Genomic DNA, 16,418 nt, shown 5'->3' with positions numbered 1-16,418 from the left:
CCGACCGGACGGCGGCGGGGCGTGCCTTGTCGGCTTTGCCCCAGGCCAGGAGACAGGATAATCCCCCGGCGTCGCCGCAAAGAGCCGCGCTCCCGCCGACAACGCACGCCGCATCCGACGCAAAACGCGCCCGCTGTCTTCTGACGGCGGGCGCGTTCGTCCTTTGGGCGGGTGCGGCGGATTTACGACGCTTCGAACTGGTTCCAGGGCATGACGCAGACCGGCTCGTAGCCCCGCTCCCGGGCGGCGGCGTCGAGGTGGGCCAGGGCCGGCCCCAGGGCGTCGGGGTCGAAGGCCAGATCGCTGTCCACCCGGTTGGTCACCACGAAATAGCGGCGGCAGGTGGTGCAGGCGTGGATGCGCTCGCGCGCCCGGCCTTCGGGCATGAAGAGCTCGAGCTTTTCGTGATCGGTCTCGCCGCAGGTCGGGCAGGTGAGCCGGGGAAAGCGCCACAGATGGCCGCACAGCGAGCAGTGGAGCATCAGCCGCCCGGCCTTGGCGATGAGGAACTCCGACGGCTCGGGCTGCTCCTTGAGCAGGCCCAGGTCCGGGGCGGAGCCGCATACCGGGCAGTGGCTCTTGCGCCACAGCGCGTCGTCGGCCAGGGCGGCGATGCCGGGGGCTTCGGCCCGCAGCACCGTGGCGACGATCTCCTGGGTCAAAAACAGCAGCGTCTCCGGCCGGATGCCCATTTCCGCGCCCAAGGCTTGGAAATCCTCGGCCGCGTCGGTGAAAAAGGCGGCCACAAGCGCCCCGGCCAGGCGCGGTCCCTGGGCCAGGAATTGGCCGAGCGTCCCGGCTTCCCGGGACAGGGCCGGGAAAATGCCGGTCATGGCCGGCAGCAGCTTCTCGGCGGCGGCCAGGAAACCCGGCACGAGCACGGCCGGCTCGACGTCGGCCAAAAGCGTTTCGCCGGCGGCGAAGCGGTCCGGGTCATAAGCGACGGCAAAAAGCCCCTGGGGCAGGCCGGCGGCGATGTCGCGGCGCGCTGCGGCCAGGGCGACGAACGGTTGGGCCAGGGCCTGGGACGCGTCCGGCGGCGGCATGTCGGGCAGATCAGGCTGGGGAGCGTGGGGAATGCGCATGCGCATGGAGGCAACCTCGGGGAGAAAGTGAAAAGTTCTTCAGGATAGGCGAAAGCCTTTGGCCTGAAAAGACGGACCGGCCCGGACGCCACTGGCAGATGGCGGACGGGCCGGTCCGCGGGAACACGAACGGCGGCGTTATCCGCGAAGGCGCGACGCGGGGCGGGCCAGCATGGCCAGGAAGGCTTGCCTGATCATGGGATGCATCTGCTCCCGGCGCTCGGCGAATTCGTGGTACAGCTTGCGCGGTTCGGTAATGAGGTAAATCACCGCGAGGTAGTCTTCATCGAGAAGGGTCGCCTCGGGGTGGGTCTTTTTCACTTTTTCCAGGGTCTGGCGGGCCAGGACCAGCATGTCGGCCCGCTCGCCGATGTTCATGGAGCCGGTGCAGCAGGTCTTGACGCAGGCGGGCTTCATGCCGGCGCGCTGGCGGTCGATGCACCAGTCGCACTTGCTGAGCATCCCGGTGGCTTCGTTGCGCACGGGGATGGCGTAGGGGCACACGTCGCGCACTTCCCGGGCCTGGTCGATGGTGAGCTGCTTGGTCTTGTCGGTGTAGAGCACGGCGCCGGTGGCCTCGTCCTGGACAACGGCCCCGGGCACGTAGGCGTCGGCGGCGTCCTTGCAGGGCGGGACCAGGCAATGGCGGCACTGGTCCGGGAAAAACAGCCATTTGATCTTGCCGTCGATCTTGTGTTCGCTAAACCGCACGATTTTGTAGTTGTACGGCGTAAAGTCGGGCGGGTTCTGGTGCGTGCCGCGTTGCAGCGTGGGCACGGCCTGATGCTGGTGCCATTCCTTGCAGGCCACCTGGCAACCCCGGCAGGCCGTGCAACGTGAAGTATCAATGAAAAACGCCTTGGGCATGGCGGACTCCCCTTCATAAGTCGCGGCCGGGAGAATTTCTCCCGGCCGCGATGCGCGTTAGCGTTGCAGTTCCGTCACCTTGTCGGCCTTGCGCACGTTGCACAGGCAGGCCTTGTACTCGGGGATGCGGGTGTTGGGGTCGGCCACGGAAACCGTCAGGCGGTTGGTGGCGTCGCCGCAGCCCGGGGTGGTCCAGCCGAAGCAAAACGGCATCCCGATCAGGTGAAGGGTCTTGCCCTGCACGGTCAGCGGCGTCATGCGCACCGTGACCATGGCCACGGCCTCGACCTTGCCCCGCAGGGTCTCAATGATGATGACATCACCATTTTTGACGCCTTTTTCCTTGGCCAGCTCCTGGCTGATCTCCACATAGAGCTGGGGTTCGGCTTCGAGCAGGGCCGGGGTGTTGCGGGTGTCGCCGCCGCCGCACCAGTGCTCGGTGAGGCTGTAGGTGGTGAGCACGATGGGAAAGCGCGGATCGCCGTTTTTGGCCAGGGCGTCGATGTCGCTTTCCGCCACCTTCATGCAGGGGTTGCTCATCTGCTTGGAGAAGGGGTTGGCCGTGATGGGCGTTTCCGCCGGTTCGTAGTGTTCGGGCAGGGGGCCGTCCACGCGGCCGGGGCCGAAGAGCTGACCAAAGCCTTCGGTATGCATGATGAACGGATACACGCCCTTGGGATCGGCCATGGGGGGCGCCGGCCCGTCAGGCACGTCGCCGATCCATTTGCCCTCTTCCCAGGCGATGACGGTCTTGGCCGGATTGAACGGCTTGCCGTTCACGTCCACCGAGGCGCGGTTGTAGATGATGCGCCGGTTGACGGGCCAGGCCCAGGAGTAGTTCGGGAACAGGCCGATCTTGGCCTGCATGGGCGTTTGGGTGTGGTCGCGGCGTTTGGTCAGGTTGCCGCCGGGGCCGTAGCTGCCGGCGTAGACCCAGCACAGGCTGGTGGTGGAACCGTCGGCGGCCAGCATGGCAAAGGCCGGCACCTGGTCGCCCTTCTTGTACTGCTTGTCGCCGATGGTGACGTCGCGGGTGAACTGGCCGTTGATCTTCTTGGCCATGAAGTCCGCGTCGTACTGCTCGTACCAGTCGGCGTTGAGGATGGGCGTCGGGAACGCACCGCCTTCCTTCTTGTAGAGGGACCGCACACCCTTCATGATCTCGACGACCATCCAGCCCATGGGCTTGCTGTCGCCGGCCGGCTCATAGCCCTTGTAGTGCCACATGTGCCAGCGGCCGGAGTTGGAGGTGGTGCCGTCCTTTTCGCCGCGCTGGCACGACGGCAGCATAAAAACCTCGGTCTTGACGGACTTGGGGTCCGTGCCGGGCTGGCGCCAGAAGGCGCAGGTCTCGGTCTCGTGGGCCTCGCCGATGACCAGCCAGTCAAGGTTACTCAGCGCTTTTCTGATCTTGTGGGTGTTGGGCATGGACATGGCCGGGTTGTGGCCATAGATGAACCCGCCCTTGATCTTGCCCTTGTACATCTTGTCGAACATGAACAAGCTGGCGTACTCGACGTTGGGCTCGATTTTCGGCAGCCAGCCATAGCCGAACTCGTTTTCCGGGGTGGCCGCGTCGCCGAACCAGCCCTTGAGCAGACTCACCACGTACTTGGGCCGGTTTTGCCACCAGTTGACGCTCTTGGGGTCCTTGGTCACCGGCGTGTTGGCCTTGAGGTAGTCGGCCAGGGTCGGCCAGGCCGTGGTCGGCACGGAATGGTAACCGGGGAGCGCGTCATAGAGCAGGGCGTGGTCGGTGGAACCCTGGACGTTGGGCTCGCCGCGCATGGCGTTGACGCCGCCGCCGGCCATGCCCACGTTGCCCAGAAGCAGCTGGAGGATGCCGGCGCAGCGGATGTTCTGCACGCCCACCGAATGCTGGGTCCAGCCCAGGGCGTACATCATGGTGGCAACCTTGGTCGGTTTGCCCGTGGAAGCCACCGCGTCCCAGACCTTGAGCAGATTTTCCTTGGACACGCCGGTGATGCCGGAAACCGTGTCGATGCCGTAGCGGGAATAGTGCTGCTTCATCATCTGGAAGACGCAACGCGGGTGCTGCAGCGTCTTGTCTTTCTTGGGAATGCCGTTCTCGTCCTTGTCAAAGGTCCAGGTCTTGCGATCATAGGTCTTAGTGACCGGATCGAAACCCGAGAACAGACCGTCCTTGAAGCTGAAGCCTTCGGAGACGATAAAGGAAGCGTTGGTGTAGTCGACGACGTAGTCCTTGAAGTACAGATCCTTGTCCATGATGTACTTCATGAGGCCGCCGAGGAATGCGATGTCCGTGCCGGAACGCAGGGGCACGTGGAAATCGCAACGGGCCGAGGTGCGGGAGAACTTGGGGTCCACGTGAATGACCGTGGCCCCGGCGTCCTTGGCCGCAAGCACCCATTTGAACGAGATGGGGTGGTGTTCCGCCGCGTTGCTGCCCATGATGAGCACCACGTCGGCGTTTTTGATGTCAATCCAGTGCTGGGTCATCGCGCCGCGTCCGAACGACTCTGCCAGAGCCGGTACAGTGGGCGAGTGTCAGACCCGGGCCTGGTGGTCGAGATGGACGACCCCCAGGCTGCGAAGCATTTGGTGGGTGACGGCGCACTCCTCGTTGTCCATCTGGGAGGTGCCGAGGTGGAAGATGGACTCGACCCGGTTAACGGTCTGTCCCTTGTCGTTTTTCTCCATGAAGTCGCGGTCGCGGGTCTCCTTGACGCGCTTGGCGATGCGGTCCAGGACGAAGTCCCAGTCCTTTTCTTCCCACTTGTCGCTGCCCGGAGCCCGGTACTTGGGCTTTAATATCCGGTGATGGCTGACGTGCATGGAGTGGAAAGCGGCGCCCTTGGGGCAAAGGGCCCCTTCGCTGACCGGATAGTCCGGGTCGCCTTCGGAGCTTAAGAACTTGCCGTCCTTGACGAACATCAAAATGCTGCACCCGCACGAACAAAACGGGCAGGTGGACTGGTATTCCTTGGCCCCTTCGATGCGCAGCGTCGTGGCGTACGCCGCCGCCGGACGGGGGTCCAGGCCCAGGTCCTTAAGACCCAGGCAGGCCAGACCGGCCCCCGTCAGTTTCATAAATCCGCGTCGTGATATGCCCATACGGCCTCCTTGAAAGGTTCCCCAGCGATCAGGCGGCGAAACCGCCCGGCATCCCACGTGTTATGTCTAATCAGGCACATTAGTGTCATAAAAAGCAGGCTACCGCCGGTCAAACCAATCCCGATTGCGCAAGATCTGGCACAAGCAGTCACGGTTTCATTTGGAAAACTGATGCGATAGGGCCGCAAGTGCCTGGAATTTCGAGCTAAGTTATTTTAAATACAAAGAAAAAAGTTTGCGCCTCCGGTTGGCGGACAAAGCCTGGAAGGGGCTGTCGCAGCCGCTGGCCCGCCTTGACGCCGACGGGGGTTCTTGGCATCGCCTGGGCTAGAACAGGCCGCCCCAATGTTGCCGGGCGATCCGCCACGACCCAACGCCGGGCCGCTCCGGGGAGGCGTCATGACCCAATCCGACGATCAGTTGCTGTCCATCCCCGACGCCGTGCAGCGCTTGCGCAGGGAGCGGCCCCATGCCCGGGCTTTTCTCGATCCCTTCGTGGGCTTGCTCCTGGCCCGGGAACCGCTTTTGGCCGAGCTGGACCGGGAGGCCGGGACAGTCCCCCTGCCCAAGCCCGATCCGGTGCGCCTGGGGCAGGGGGCCAGCCTCTCGCCGCGCGAGGAATTCCCCATGGACCGCCTGGCCCTGCGCCGGGTCTTCGAGGCCCTGCATCCGGTGCTGGCCGCCGGCTTTCGCGACATCCGGGCCGATCTGCTCAACGTCGGCCAGGCCGCCTGCCGCGAGCCGGAATTCCTGGATGAGGCCGTGGGCCATCTGCTGGCCGACCGGCGCGCCGCGCTCATTGCCCTGGGCCGGTCCCTTGGCGTCGATCCCCGGGTGCTCGGGTTTTGGTGCGTGCAGCTGGTCACGCCCCTGGCCATGGCGCGTGGCCGGGCGCTTGCCCCGCTGGTCGAGGGCATGGCCTGGAACCGGGGCTATTGCCCGGTGTGCGGCTCCTGGCCCGGCCATGGCCGGCGCGACGCATCCGGTCTAGTCATGACCTGCTCCTTTTGCGCCGCGACCTGGCGTTTTGCCCGCCGCGAATGCCCCCACTGCGAGGCCCCGGGACCCCAGGGGCAGGTCTATGCCGTGCCGGGCTACGAGAGCGAGCGGGTCGCCGTGTGCCGGCGCTGCAACCATTTCCTGGGCGAACTGGCGGCCGAGGCCCTGCCCGGCCTGCCACCCGAGGTGGCCGCCCTGACCCTGACGCCCATCGAACTTTTGGCCCGCCAGCACGGCCACCGGCCGGCCACCATGGATTGGCGGCAGATGGTCTGGGGCTAGGGATGACGCCCGAGGGTTGAGGCAAAGGCCACATAAGATACGGTATTTCGGATGTTTGGCGCTGTCGCGCTCAGGATGGCGGGGGAAGGCGGCGGGGTGGGCCGTATTTCTTGGGAAGACAAGGCCGAATTTTTTTTCTACAAAAGCCGGTCGACGAAGCACTGATCAAGGCCCCGCGCCCCTTGGGGCCGTTCTCCCGCATCCTGAGCGCCCGAGGAGAAACCATGACCAAATCCAACGCCGCCATTCTCAAATACGGCGACCTTTCCATCGAACTGCCCGTGCTGGTCGGCAGCGAAGGCGAAGTCGGCATCGACATCACCTCCCTGGAAAAGGACGCCGGGCTGCTGGCTTTCGATCCCGGCTACGGCAACACCGGCTCCTGCCAGTCGGCCATCACCTTCGTGGACGGCGAAAAGGGCATCCTGCGACACCGCGGCATCCCCATCGAACAATTGGCGGAAAAAAGCACATTTATTGAAACCGCCATGCTGCTGATCTTCGGCAAATTGCCCTCCCTCGAAGAACGTGCGGCCTTTCGCGGGCTGTTGTCCGAACATGAGCTGTTGCACGAAGGTTTGCTCCATCATTTCGACGGGTTTCAGCCCGGCGGCCAGCCGATGGCCATTTTGTCGGCGGTCATCAATTCCCTGGGCAACTACCACCCCGAACTGCTGGAAATCCAAAGCCCGGACGAATTCCGCCTGGCCGTGGCCAAGCTCATCAGCAAGGTGCGCACCATCGCGGCCTTCAGCTACCGCAAATCCCTGGGCCTGCCGTTCATGTATCCCGACCCGAACCTCAGCTATTGCCGCAACTTCCTGCACATGATGTTTTCCGTGCCCAACCGCGACTACGAGCCCACCAAGGCGGCCGTGGCGGCGCTGACGCTGTTTCTGGTGGTCCACGCCGACCATGAACAGAACTGCTCCTGCTCCACCGTGCGCATGGTCGGCTCCACCAAGGCCAACCTGTTCGCCAGCGTGTCCTCGGGCATCTGCGCCCTGTGGGGACGCCTGCACGGCGGAGCCAACGCCGCCGTCATCCAGATGCTTACCGAGATGATGGCCGGCCGCTACAAGGTCAAAACCTTCCTGGACATGGTCAAGCGCAAGGAAAAACGGCTCATGGGCTTTGGCCACCGGGTCTACAAGAACTTCGATCCCCGGGCCAAGGTGCTCAAAAAGGCCGCCGACAACCTGCTGCTGGAAACCGGCGTCAGCGACCCCCTCATGGACGCCGCCCTGGAACTCCAGGAAGCGGCCCTAAACGACGACTACTTCAAGAGCCGCAAGCTCTACCCCAACGTGGACTTCTACTCCGGCATCATCCTGCGGGCCCTGGGCATCCCGGTCAACATGTTCCCGGTCATGTTCGCCATCGGCCGGCTGCCCGGCTGGATCGCCCACTGGCACGAGGAAAACCGTGACGTCACGACCCGCATCCACCGGCCGCGCCAGATCTACACCGGCCCGGCCCGCCGGCCATACGTGCCGCTGGACCAGCGGTAGGGGAGAGAGGCAGAGGGAAGATACGCCTCCGGCGGCCGGGGGATGATCCCCCCGGACTCCTGCAATGGAAGAAGGGTTTAAAGGGGCCTCGTTGGTAGCCGGCAACTCGGTCGGTTAAAGACCGGCAGGCGAAGACCCAGCCAGCAGAGAAAAGGGAAGGTGGGTGGCGGCCGGTTCGGGCTGGCGAGGAAACGATCGCGGCAGGGTCACTATCGCGGCCCTATGACAAGCCTGTCGCCCGCAGGCGTTGCGGCAAAAACCGCTGGTTTTTCACGGCGCGCGCTCGAAAGGGCGCGCGCTTTTTCATGCCCCTGGCCGTATCGCCTTGTCCGGCCGGGCGCGACTGCAAACGAGTGTCGCGTCCCTTACAAAATACGAGAGTATTTTTTAAGAAAAATAAATGGTTTTAGCTCGTTGACTCCAAAAAACCATATGCGCTTTTCGCGGACGCGACACGAGGTGGACAATGGCCGCCAATGGGCTACAAGGCGGGAAACAGGCAGGAGGGCAGGGGCATGGAAGAGTTGTCGTTGGCGGTGGTCGGGGCGGCCCTGGGGCTTGGCATCGTGCTGGCCGCCGTCCTGGGCTTCATCCTGGCCCGGCGGGCCGAAAAAAACGGCGGGGCCGGCGTCTTTCGGACCGCCTTCCTGGCCTTTGTCGTGGTCTATGCCTTGGGATTCGCCGCCCGCTACGTGCTGGTGGAAGCGCTGCCAGCCGGGTTCTGACGTCTCCCCCCGGGTTGCCAACGCCCAGGGGCGAAGAAGGAGGGCGGCTTGCTCTTCGTTGTCGGCGATACGGGGCCGGGCCAGACGACAACGCCGCGAAAGCGGCGCATTGCCGAACGCCATGAGAGGGCGTGCAGGACAGTCTGGTCTTCAAAAGGCGTCGGTGCACGCCAGGCTGTCGGCAAGGCGTAACGTCGCTCTCTCCGGGCTGGCCAACGGAGGCGTCGCGGGCGCGCCAACAGGGCGGGCGCGTCAGGCCGGCCGGGGCGTCACTGCCAGGTGATGGTCAGCGTGCGTTTGCCCCACTGCACCGCGCCGCAGGCGTCGTCGCCGTAGAAAATGTCGATGGTCTTGTCGTGGCGGCCGTGCATGATGTCCAGAACCTTGAACTGCCCCAGGCCCTCGATGGTGATGAGGTCGCCCCGGTCCAGGCCCATGTCGAGGAGGTCGGGTGAAACGGCCACGGCCTTGCCGTCCCGGGTGAGCACGTCGCCCCAAGCGCCTTTCGTGGCCCGTTTGTTCTTGGCCTTGGGCGAGCAGCCGGTGTAGGCCAGGGCCTTGACGCGCACGGACTTGGAAGGCGCCAGCGGCCGCGTGCCGAAGAGATACCCGGGATCGTCGAGGCGGCCCACGGCCGCTTCCTCGGGTTTTTTCTTGGTCGTCGAGGGGGCGGCCTCGGCAAGCTGGCTGCCGCCTCGGGCCGTGGCGCAGCCCGGCAGGGACAGGGACGTTACGAGCAGGGTCAGGGCGGTTATCACGATTCGTGCTTGTCGCATCGTCGCTCCATGGCTTCGGGGCGACCGCGCCGTTGACGCCGGCATCTGGCATATCGATGCCTGTTGGCGTCGGCTGTAGGTCGGGCGCGTGTGGCCCGGCCGTCGCGGTCGACCGCGTTGGTGGAGTGGCTCGCGTGGCGCGAGACATGCCCCGGCCGCCGACTGTCGGCGACGGGGCGACGCGCGCATTGGCGTCGTCTTGGAAGCGGGCTTGGGCAAGACGCTGCGGCCTTGCCTGCCTGTAGCCTACCTATGGCGTTTGCGGGACGCCGTGTCAAGGCGGGGGCGGGTGGTCCGTCGGTTGCCAAAAAGGCCGGGTTGGCGGCGCGTTAGACGCGAACGAAAGGGGAGCATGGCGCTCCCCTTTCGGAATGGTCCGTGATGCCGGGCTGTTGGCGGCGGGCAAAAAACGCGGATTGTTTTGCCCGCCACAGGCTTCGGATTGGGAGTTTCTCCGAAAGAGTCTTTTTATTTCAATGTCTAAGTGGTGCTTCTCGGCCTTGGAACGGCGCTTGGTCTAGCCGGCCTTGGGGCCTTGGCCGTCGTCCTTGGCGGCCGCGTCGGCATCCGCGGTCTTCTTGCCCTCCTGGGCGTCGGCCGTAGGCGCTGCGGCAGTGGGCACGGCGTCGTCCGCGCTCGCGACATCGGCCGGGACGGCGTCGGCAGGGCTGGTCGCCCGAGCCTCGCTGTTTGTTGCGGCCTCGTCCGGGGCAGCGTCGGCGTCGGCGGTTGCCGTGGCTTCGGGGGCTTCGGGCGCGCCCGGCGTGTCGGGCGAACGCGGCGGCTCCTTGGGGCCGCCGTCGGCGGCGGCTTCCTGCTCGGCCTTGCGCCGGGCCTTTTCCTCCAATCGTTGCTTGTCCACGAACCAGGACACCCAGATGCCCACCTCATAGAGCACGATCATGGGGCCGGCCATGAGCAGCTGGTTGATGGCGTCCGGGGTGGGCGTCAGCACGGCGGACACGACGAAGCTCAACAGGATGGCCCAGCGGCGGAATTTGCGCAGGGCCTTGGTGCCGACCATGCCCAGGCTGGTGAGGAAAAAGATGAAGACCGGCAGTTCGAAGATGACGCCAAAAGCGAACAGCAGCGTGACGGCCAGGGAGAAATAGGCGCTGATGGTCGGCATGACCGTGATGTAGTCCGAGGCGTAGTCCACGAAGAACTTAAACCCAAACGGGAACACGATGAAATAGCCGAAAAGCGCCCCGCCGACGAAACACACCGCCGTGGCGAAGGCCACGGGAATGATGATCTTGCGTTCCTCTTTGTACAGCCCCGGGGCCACGAACTGCCACAGCTGATAGAAGATATAGGGGCTGGCCACGAACGCGCCGGCCACCATGGCCAGCTTCATGACCGTGAAAAACGTCTCGGGCAGGCTGGTGGCGATGAGCTTGCTGCCGGCCGGCATGACGTCCATCAGGGGCTTGAGGAGCACGTCAAGCAGGCGCTCGGCAAAGGAATAGCTCAGCGCAAACCCCACGCCCACGGCGATGAGGCAGCGCACCAAGCGTTGGCGCAGCTCCACCAGATGTTCCAGCAGCGGCGCTTCCTTCATGCCCGAAGCGCTGCCAACAGCTGGGGACGGCGGCGGCGGCGTGTCGGCGGCGGTGTCAGGCAAGGCGTCGCCGGCAGGGGCGGCCTCGGGCAGCTCTTTAGGATCGTCTACGGGCTTGGGCGTATCGGTCATGCGCTCCTCGTTTCCGGCAGGAACAAATTCTGCGGCTTTTGCCGCGCCTTGGGTTACGGCAGGACGCCGCCTGGGTCAAGGGGAAGGGGCCGGGCCGGCTGGAATCGCCGCGGCGCCGCCCGGACGCCGGCTCCCGCGCATGGCCCATTGGGCCGGCTGGGCTGGAGGGGCGGCCCTAGAGCTCCACCTGGACGCCCAGCTCCACCACCCGTCCCGGCGGCAACCCGAAGTAGGCCGTGGCCGGCCGGGCGTTGCGCGACATAAGCGCGAAAAGGCTCTTGCGAAAGCCGGCCATTTTGGCCTTGCCCGTGGTGAGCAGGCTCTCGCGGCCCAGGAAATAGGTGGTGTCGGCCGGCGGAGCGATGGGCACGCCGAGGCTCCGGGCCTGGGCCATGACGGCCGGCACGTCCGGGGTTTCCATGAAGCCGTAGCGAGCCACGATCCGGTAAAAGCCCTGGCCCATGTCCTGGATGTCCAGACGGTCGGCCTCGGGGACGGTGGGCACGTCGGAGGCGGTGACGCTTAGGATCACGACCTTGTCGTGGAAGACCTTGTTGTGCTTGTAGTGGTGGAGCAGGGTGACCGGCGTGCCCTGGGGCGACAGCGACATGAACACGGCCGTGCCGGGCACGCGGATGGGATTTTTGGTCGAGATCTCGGACAAAAACAGCCGCAGCGGCACGGCCGTGGCCACGGACAGCCGGCGCAGGGCGGCCCGGCCGTCTTTCCAGGTGGCCATGGCCAGGACGATCAGGCCGGCGATGAGCAGGGTGAACCAGCCGCCGTCGGCCACCTTGAGGAGGTTGGAGCCAAAGTAGGCCAGATCGAAGGCCAAAAAGATCAGGACCGGGGGCAGCACGCGATACAGCGGTTGTTTCCAGGTCCAGCGGGCCACGAAGAAGTAGAGGATGGAGGTGATGCCCATGGTGGCCGTGACGGCGATGCCGTAGGCGGCGGCCAGGCGGCTGGATTCGCCAAAGGCCAGGGTCAGGCCGATGCAGGCCCACATGAGGGCGAAATTGACTTCCGGGATGTAGATCTGTCCTTCCATGTCGCTGGAAGTGTGCACGATGCGAAGCCGCGGGCACACGCCAAGCTGGATGGCCTGGCGCGTGAGCGAAAAGACCCCGGAGATAAGCGCCTGGGAGGCGATGACCGTGGCCGCCGTGGACAGGGCCGCCATGGGGTAGAGCAGGGTGTCGGGCACGAGGCTGTAAAACGGGTTGGGGGCGATGGAAGGATCAAGCAGCAACCCCGCGCCCTGGCCGAAGTAGTTGAGCAGCAGGCAGGGGAAGACCACCAGCAGCCAGGAGCGCTGGATGGGCCGGCGGCCGAAATGGCCAAGATCGGCATACAGGGCCTCGCCGCCGGTGATGCACAACACCACCGAGCCGAGCACCACCACCCCATGGAGGTGGTTTTCCAGGAAGAACTTGAAGGCATGGATCGGGTTGACGGCCGAGAGCACCTGGGGAGCCAGCAGGATTTCCTTAAGCCCCAGCACGGCCAGCACGCCGAACCAGACGAGCATGACCGGCCCGAAAACCTTGCCGATGCCGGCCGTGCCCCGTCGCTGGACGGCAAAGAGCCCAAACAGGATCAGGCAGGTGATGGGCATGACCAGGGGGGCGGCGGCGTCGGTGGCCACGGTCAGGCCCTCCACGGCCGAGAGCACGGAAATGGCCGGGGTGATGATGCCGTCGCCGTAGAGCAGCGCCGCGCCGCAAAGCCCCAGAAAAGCCAGGACCGTGCGCACGTGGCGATGGCCGGCGTCCTTGGGCAAAAGCTCGATGAGGGCGAAGATGCCGCCCTCGCCCCGGTTGTCGGCGGCGGTGATGAAAAGCACATACTTGACCGTGATGACCATGGTCAGGGACCAGAAAATGAGCGACAGCACGCCCAGAATGTTGTCCGGGGTCACGGCGATGGCGTGGATGCCGTGGAAGCATTCCTTGATGGCGTACAGCGGGCTTGTGCCGATGTCGCCGAAAACGACGCCAAGAGCGGCCAGGGTCAGGGCGGCGGTGGGCTTTGGGGCGTGGCCGCCGTGGGCGGCGCGGGGGCTTTTCAATCGGTTCTCCACGGACAGGGTGCTGCGATCCGGCGGCTGCCGGCTGCCCGGGCGGGCAAACCGGGCTTTCATAGCGCCGGGGCCTGCGGCGGGCAAGAGGGCTGCGGCCGCCTTGGGGAGCCCCAAGGCGGCCGCAGCCAGCGTATCCGGGATTTCTTGACGCTAACGTGTCGGAATTGTCATTTTCCAGGCGGGTTCACGGAGCGCCCGGTCAGGTCGAGATAGAGCAGCGTGCCGCCCAGGATGGCGAAGGGGAAGAGCAGGATGTTGAGGCCAGGGATAAGCAGCGGCAGCCCAAAACCCAGCAACAGCAGGGGATTTTTGGTCAGCCGGCGCAGCCGCACGCCAAAGCGCTCTTCTTCCCGGCAAAACGGGTAGTCGAGGAAATCCAGCGCCAGAAGCATGGCCGCCGCAGCCGGGGCCAGCACCTGCCCCAGGACCGGAATAAAAAGCAGCAGCAGCGGCGCGGCCATGACAAAGACCGCTTTCTTGATTTCTTCCAGCATCAGCCGGCCAAAGGACAGGGCCGGCCCCTGGCGCGACGCGCCGGCCAGGGCCAGCATACGCCCGGCCATGTGGTCGTAAAGCGGCGCAGCCAGGATGTTGGCCGTGACCATGAACAGGAAATACATGATGACAAAGGCCAGGACATACAGGATGTACTTGAACACGTGCAGGTACAGCCAGGCCAGCGCGCCGGCCAGCCCGCCGGCCTGGGCGTCGGGGGACCATAAGGCGGCCAGCATTTGGTCGCCGTGGCTGGCGAACACGGCAAAGCCCACGCCGTAGAGCACCAGGGCCAGGGCAAAGGGAATGGCGCAAAGGCCCAGATAGCCTTTGTGGGCCAGGGCGAAGCGGATGCCCCTGGCGTGGGCGGCGAGTCCTTTGGGAAAGGCGGTCAACATGGCGGTCGCCTCCTTGGGGGCGCTCCGATCAGTCTTCGTCGGCGCGCTCCGGTTCCGGTGTCGGCCGGTCCTTGGGGGCCAGGGAGCCATGGTAGCCTTCGGCATCCTCGGCCAGGGCGGCCTGGATGCGCGTCACCTGGAAGGGCATCCCCAGAGCGCCAAGGTCGATACGAGCCTTGGCTTCCTTGACGGCATGGGCCTCGTTGTGTCCATAGACAACGACGTATTCTGTTTCCGATACGCTTTTTTGGCGACGAAACCAACCCGATGTAACAAGCACTTTAGTGGCAAAATAAACGCGGTACTTCTGCATGTTGCGTGCAACTCCGGAAAAAGGGCGGCGGCAAGGACGGGACTTAGGCAGATTTGCCGACCGTCGAGGCGGCGGACACTACGCCAAGCCCGGCCGGTCGGCAAGTCCTGCTTCCCGGCTTGACCGGGCCGGTCGGGACTTCCTACAGTCGCCCGGGCGCACGTCGCGCCAAGGAGAAGGCATGAATCGGTTCTCTTGGATGCTGGCGGTCTGCCTGTCGATCCTGACCAGCGGCCAGGCCCTGGCCGAAGAGCCGGCCAAAATCCTGGCCACGACCAAACGGCTGGCCTGCGCCTATAGCCAGGGCCTGAGCGCCGTTTTTACGCCCCAGGGGCGGGTGAGCCTCAAGCCGCCCCTGGATCCCAACACGCCGGGACTGACCATCGCCGTCACGGACCGGGCCAAGAATCGGGCCGTGCTGGAGGAGGATGCCCTGGAGACGCCGGGCGTGCTCATGGTTTCGCCGGCGGGCTTGTCGGTCATGGCCCGCTACGCCGACGGCGGCGTGACCATGGTGACGGTCTATCCGGTCCATGCCGGCGCTTCGGACAACCTGCTCATGGTTTCCTCCCGCCACGGGGCCGGCAGCGAACCGCAGGTCTCCCAGCGCTACGGCTTTTGCCGGCCCGGCCAGGAAACGCCCCTGCCGGCCGAACCGCCCGCGCCGCCGCCGGCTAAAAAGAGTGGCCACTGATGCCGGTGCGTCCTGCTTCAGGCGCTTTCAGGGCCGTGGCCGCCGGGCTGCTTGGCCTGTCCCTGGCGCTGCCGGGGGGCGCGGGATCGGCCTGGGCCGATTTCGACGACGCTTTGCGCGCGTACGAGCGCGGGGACGATGCCCGGGCCAGACAGGAGCTGCGGCCGCTTCTTTCCGCGGACAATCCGGCCGCCTTCTGGCTGGCCGGCCGCATGGCCGAGGCCGGCCGGGGCGGCACGCCGCCCGATGCGGCCGAAGCGGCCAAGTGGTATCGTCGGGCAGCCGACGGCGGCTCGGTGCCGGCCATGCTGTCCCTGGCCGTGCTGCATCTGGAGGGCCGGGGCGTTCCCCAAAGCGACTCGCGAGCCGGGGATTGGCTGCGCAAGGCGGCCGGGCGCGGCTCGGCCCAGGCGTTGCTGCTCACCGGAGCCATGCGCCTGGAAGGTCGCCTGGGGCCGGCCTCGGACGCGCCGGGCTATCTGCGCAAGGCCATGGCCGCCGGTTCGGGCGAGGCGGCGGTGTTATTGGGCGAGCTTTATCTGGCCGGCAAGGTGGTTCCCCGCGATCCGGCCGAAGCCTACCGCCTGGCCCTTTTTGCCGAGAGCAAGGGGCGGCTTGGCGAGCCTTTCGCCTCCCGCCTTGGCCGGCTGTCGGCCCAGGCGGCCAGCGAACTGCCGCCGGCCCAGGCCCAGGCCATCCGGGGTCGGTCTGGCGGTCGGGAGGTTTCACCGCGCCAGGACGAAAAACCGGCCGAAAGCCTGCGCACCGGCACGGGCTTTGTGGTCAGCCGGTTGGGGCATGTGGTCACCAACGCCCATGTGGCCGAGGGTTGCAAGAGCCTTGTGGCCATGGTGGACGGCAAGCCTGTGGCGGCCAGCCTGTTGCGCCTGGACCCGGAACACGACTTGGCGTTGGTGCGGCTGGCCGTAGCCCCGGACAAGGTTCTCGTCCTGCGCGAAGGACGGGAACTCTCCCCGGGGACGCCGGTTTTTGCCGCGGGCTACCCGGGCGAGGCGGCGCGTACGGGCCGGATGCGCGTGACTTCGGGCCGCACCCGGGATTTGGCCAGCGGCATGGGGCCGGCCGGGGATCTGGCCGTGAGCGCCGAGGTCCTGCCGGGCAACAGCGGCGGGCCGCTCCTGGACGCAGGCGGCCGGGTGGCCGGGGTGGTGCGGGCGCGCCGCGATGGCGCGGCTGTGCGGGCCAGGGTGGGCGAGGGGCTGGGCGACGTGGGCTTTGCCGTGCCCCTGGCCTCGCTCAAGGCCTTTTTATCCCGTGGCCAGGTTCCCTTTGTTTCGGCGCCCAGTTCCGGGCAGCGCAACGTCATTGAAGTGGAACGCGATGTGACCGGGGCGGTGCTGCCGCTTTTCTGCCGGCCCGGCCGGTAGCCGCGTTCTTGCG

The 16,418-nt window shown here is 65.9% G+C and carries 13 protein-coding genes; 5 read left to right on the top strand and 8 right to left on the bottom strand.

Translation table 11 applies throughout. The annotated features are described in order from the left end of the window. Window positions 1-182 precede the first annotated feature (182 nt). From C3Y92_RS13950 to fdnG, 3 genes are all read right to left on the bottom strand, one after another. Window positions 183-1,091 (bottom strand): formate dehydrogenase accessory protein FdhE, encoded by a 909-nt coding sequence (locus C3Y92_RS13950; RefSeq protein ID WP_129353506.1) that lies wholly within the window; start codon window positions 1,089-1,091, stop codon window positions 183-185. 132 nt (window positions 1,092-1,223) lie between these two features. Then, entirely contained in the window at window positions 1,224-1,952 is a 729-nt protein-coding gene (locus tag C3Y92_RS13945; RefSeq protein ID WP_129353505.1) for a 4Fe-4S dicluster domain-containing protein, read from the bottom strand. Window positions 1,953-2,009: 57 nt separating this feature from the next. Then, on the bottom strand, window positions 2,010-5,048 hold the full coding sequence (gene fdnG / locus C3Y92_RS13940) for a formate dehydrogenase-N subunit alpha (protein ID WP_165352115.1): 3,039 nt from the start codon (window positions 5,046-5,048) through the stop codon (window positions 2,010-2,012). A gap of 399 nt (window positions 5,049-5,447) precedes the next feature. Between fdnG and C3Y92_RS13930 the strand changes: the two genes are divergently transcribed. From C3Y92_RS13930 to C3Y92_RS13920, 3 genes are all read left to right on the top strand, one after another. Continuing rightward, window positions 5,448-6,329 carry a formate dehydrogenase accessory protein FdhE gene (locus C3Y92_RS13930; protein ID WP_129353500.1) on the top strand — a complete coding sequence of 294 codons (882 nt, stop codon included), beginning with the start codon at window positions 5,448-5,450 and terminating at the stop codon, window positions 6,327-6,329. Between the two features lie 224 nt (window positions 6,330-6,553). Further along, window positions 6,554-7,840, top strand: coding sequence for a citrate synthase (locus tag C3Y92_RS13925; RefSeq protein WP_129353498.1), 1,287 nt, complete (start codon window positions 6,554-6,556; stop codon window positions 7,838-7,840). Window positions 7,841-8,355: 515 nt separating this feature from the next. Next, on the top strand, window positions 8,356-8,565 hold the full coding sequence (locus tag C3Y92_RS13920) for a hypothetical protein (protein ID WP_129353496.1): 210 nt from the start codon (window positions 8,356-8,358) through the stop codon (window positions 8,563-8,565). 269 nt (window positions 8,566-8,834) lie between these two features. Here the strand turns inward: C3Y92_RS13920 and C3Y92_RS13915 are convergent, their stop codons facing one another. The 5 genes from C3Y92_RS13915 to C3Y92_RS13895 form a co-directional block, all read right to left on the bottom strand. After that, window positions 8,835-9,341 (bottom strand): RlpA-like double-psi beta-barrel domain-containing protein, encoded by a 507-nt coding sequence (locus C3Y92_RS13915; RefSeq protein WP_129353494.1) that lies wholly within the window; start codon window positions 9,339-9,341, stop codon window positions 8,835-8,837. A gap of 517 nt (window positions 9,342-9,858) precedes the next feature. Then, entirely contained in the window at window positions 9,859-11,034 is a 1,176-nt protein-coding gene (tatC, locus tag C3Y92_RS13910) for a twin-arginine translocase subunit TatC (protein WP_129353492.1), read from the bottom strand. A gap of 175 nt (window positions 11,035-11,209) precedes the next feature. Beyond that, complete coding sequence (locus C3Y92_RS13905) at window positions 11,210-13,105, bottom strand: potassium transporter Kup (RefSeq protein ID WP_129353490.1); 1,896 nt, start codon at window positions 13,103-13,105, stop codon at window positions 11,210-11,212. Window positions 13,106-13,284: 179 nt separating this feature from the next. Then, the gene (locus C3Y92_RS13900; RefSeq protein ID WP_129353488.1) at window positions 13,285-14,010 is read right to left on the bottom strand and encodes an EI24 domain-containing protein; all 726 of its coding nucleotides are present in this window, start codon (window positions 14,008-14,010) and stop codon (window positions 13,285-13,287) included. 28 nt (window positions 14,011-14,038) lie between these two features. Then, the gene (locus C3Y92_RS13895; RefSeq protein ID WP_129353486.1) at window positions 14,039-14,323 is read right to left on the bottom strand and encodes a hypothetical protein; all 285 of its coding nucleotides are present in this window, start codon (window positions 14,321-14,323) and stop codon (window positions 14,039-14,041) included. Window positions 14,324-14,504: 181 nt separating this feature from the next. Between C3Y92_RS13895 and C3Y92_RS13890 the strand changes: the two genes are divergently transcribed. Together C3Y92_RS13890 and C3Y92_RS13885 are read left to right on the top strand one after the other, a co-directional pair. Next, window positions 14,505-15,017, top strand: a complete 513-nt coding sequence (locus tag C3Y92_RS13890) for a hypothetical protein (RefSeq protein WP_129353484.1) — start codon at window positions 14,505-14,507, stop codon at window positions 15,015-15,017. Further along, on the top strand, window positions 15,017-16,405 hold the full coding sequence (locus C3Y92_RS13885; protein WP_129353482.1) for a tetratricopeptide repeat-containing serine protease family protein: 1,389 nt from the start codon (window positions 15,017-15,019) through the stop codon (window positions 16,403-16,405). Before C3Y92_RS13890 ends, C3Y92_RS13885 begins: the two co-directional genes overlap by 1 nt. The last annotated feature ends 13 nt before the right edge of the window (window positions 16,406-16,418 follow it).

It is taken from the genome of Solidesulfovibrio carbinolicus (genome assembly GCF_004135975.1).
Taxonomy (GTDB): domain Bacteria; phylum Desulfobacterota; class Desulfovibrionia; order Desulfovibrionales; family Desulfovibrionaceae; genus Solidesulfovibrio; species Solidesulfovibrio carbinolicus.
The sequence above is the reverse complement of the archived record's forward strand: the minus strand, read 5'-3'. Positions and strand labels throughout refer to the sequence as shown.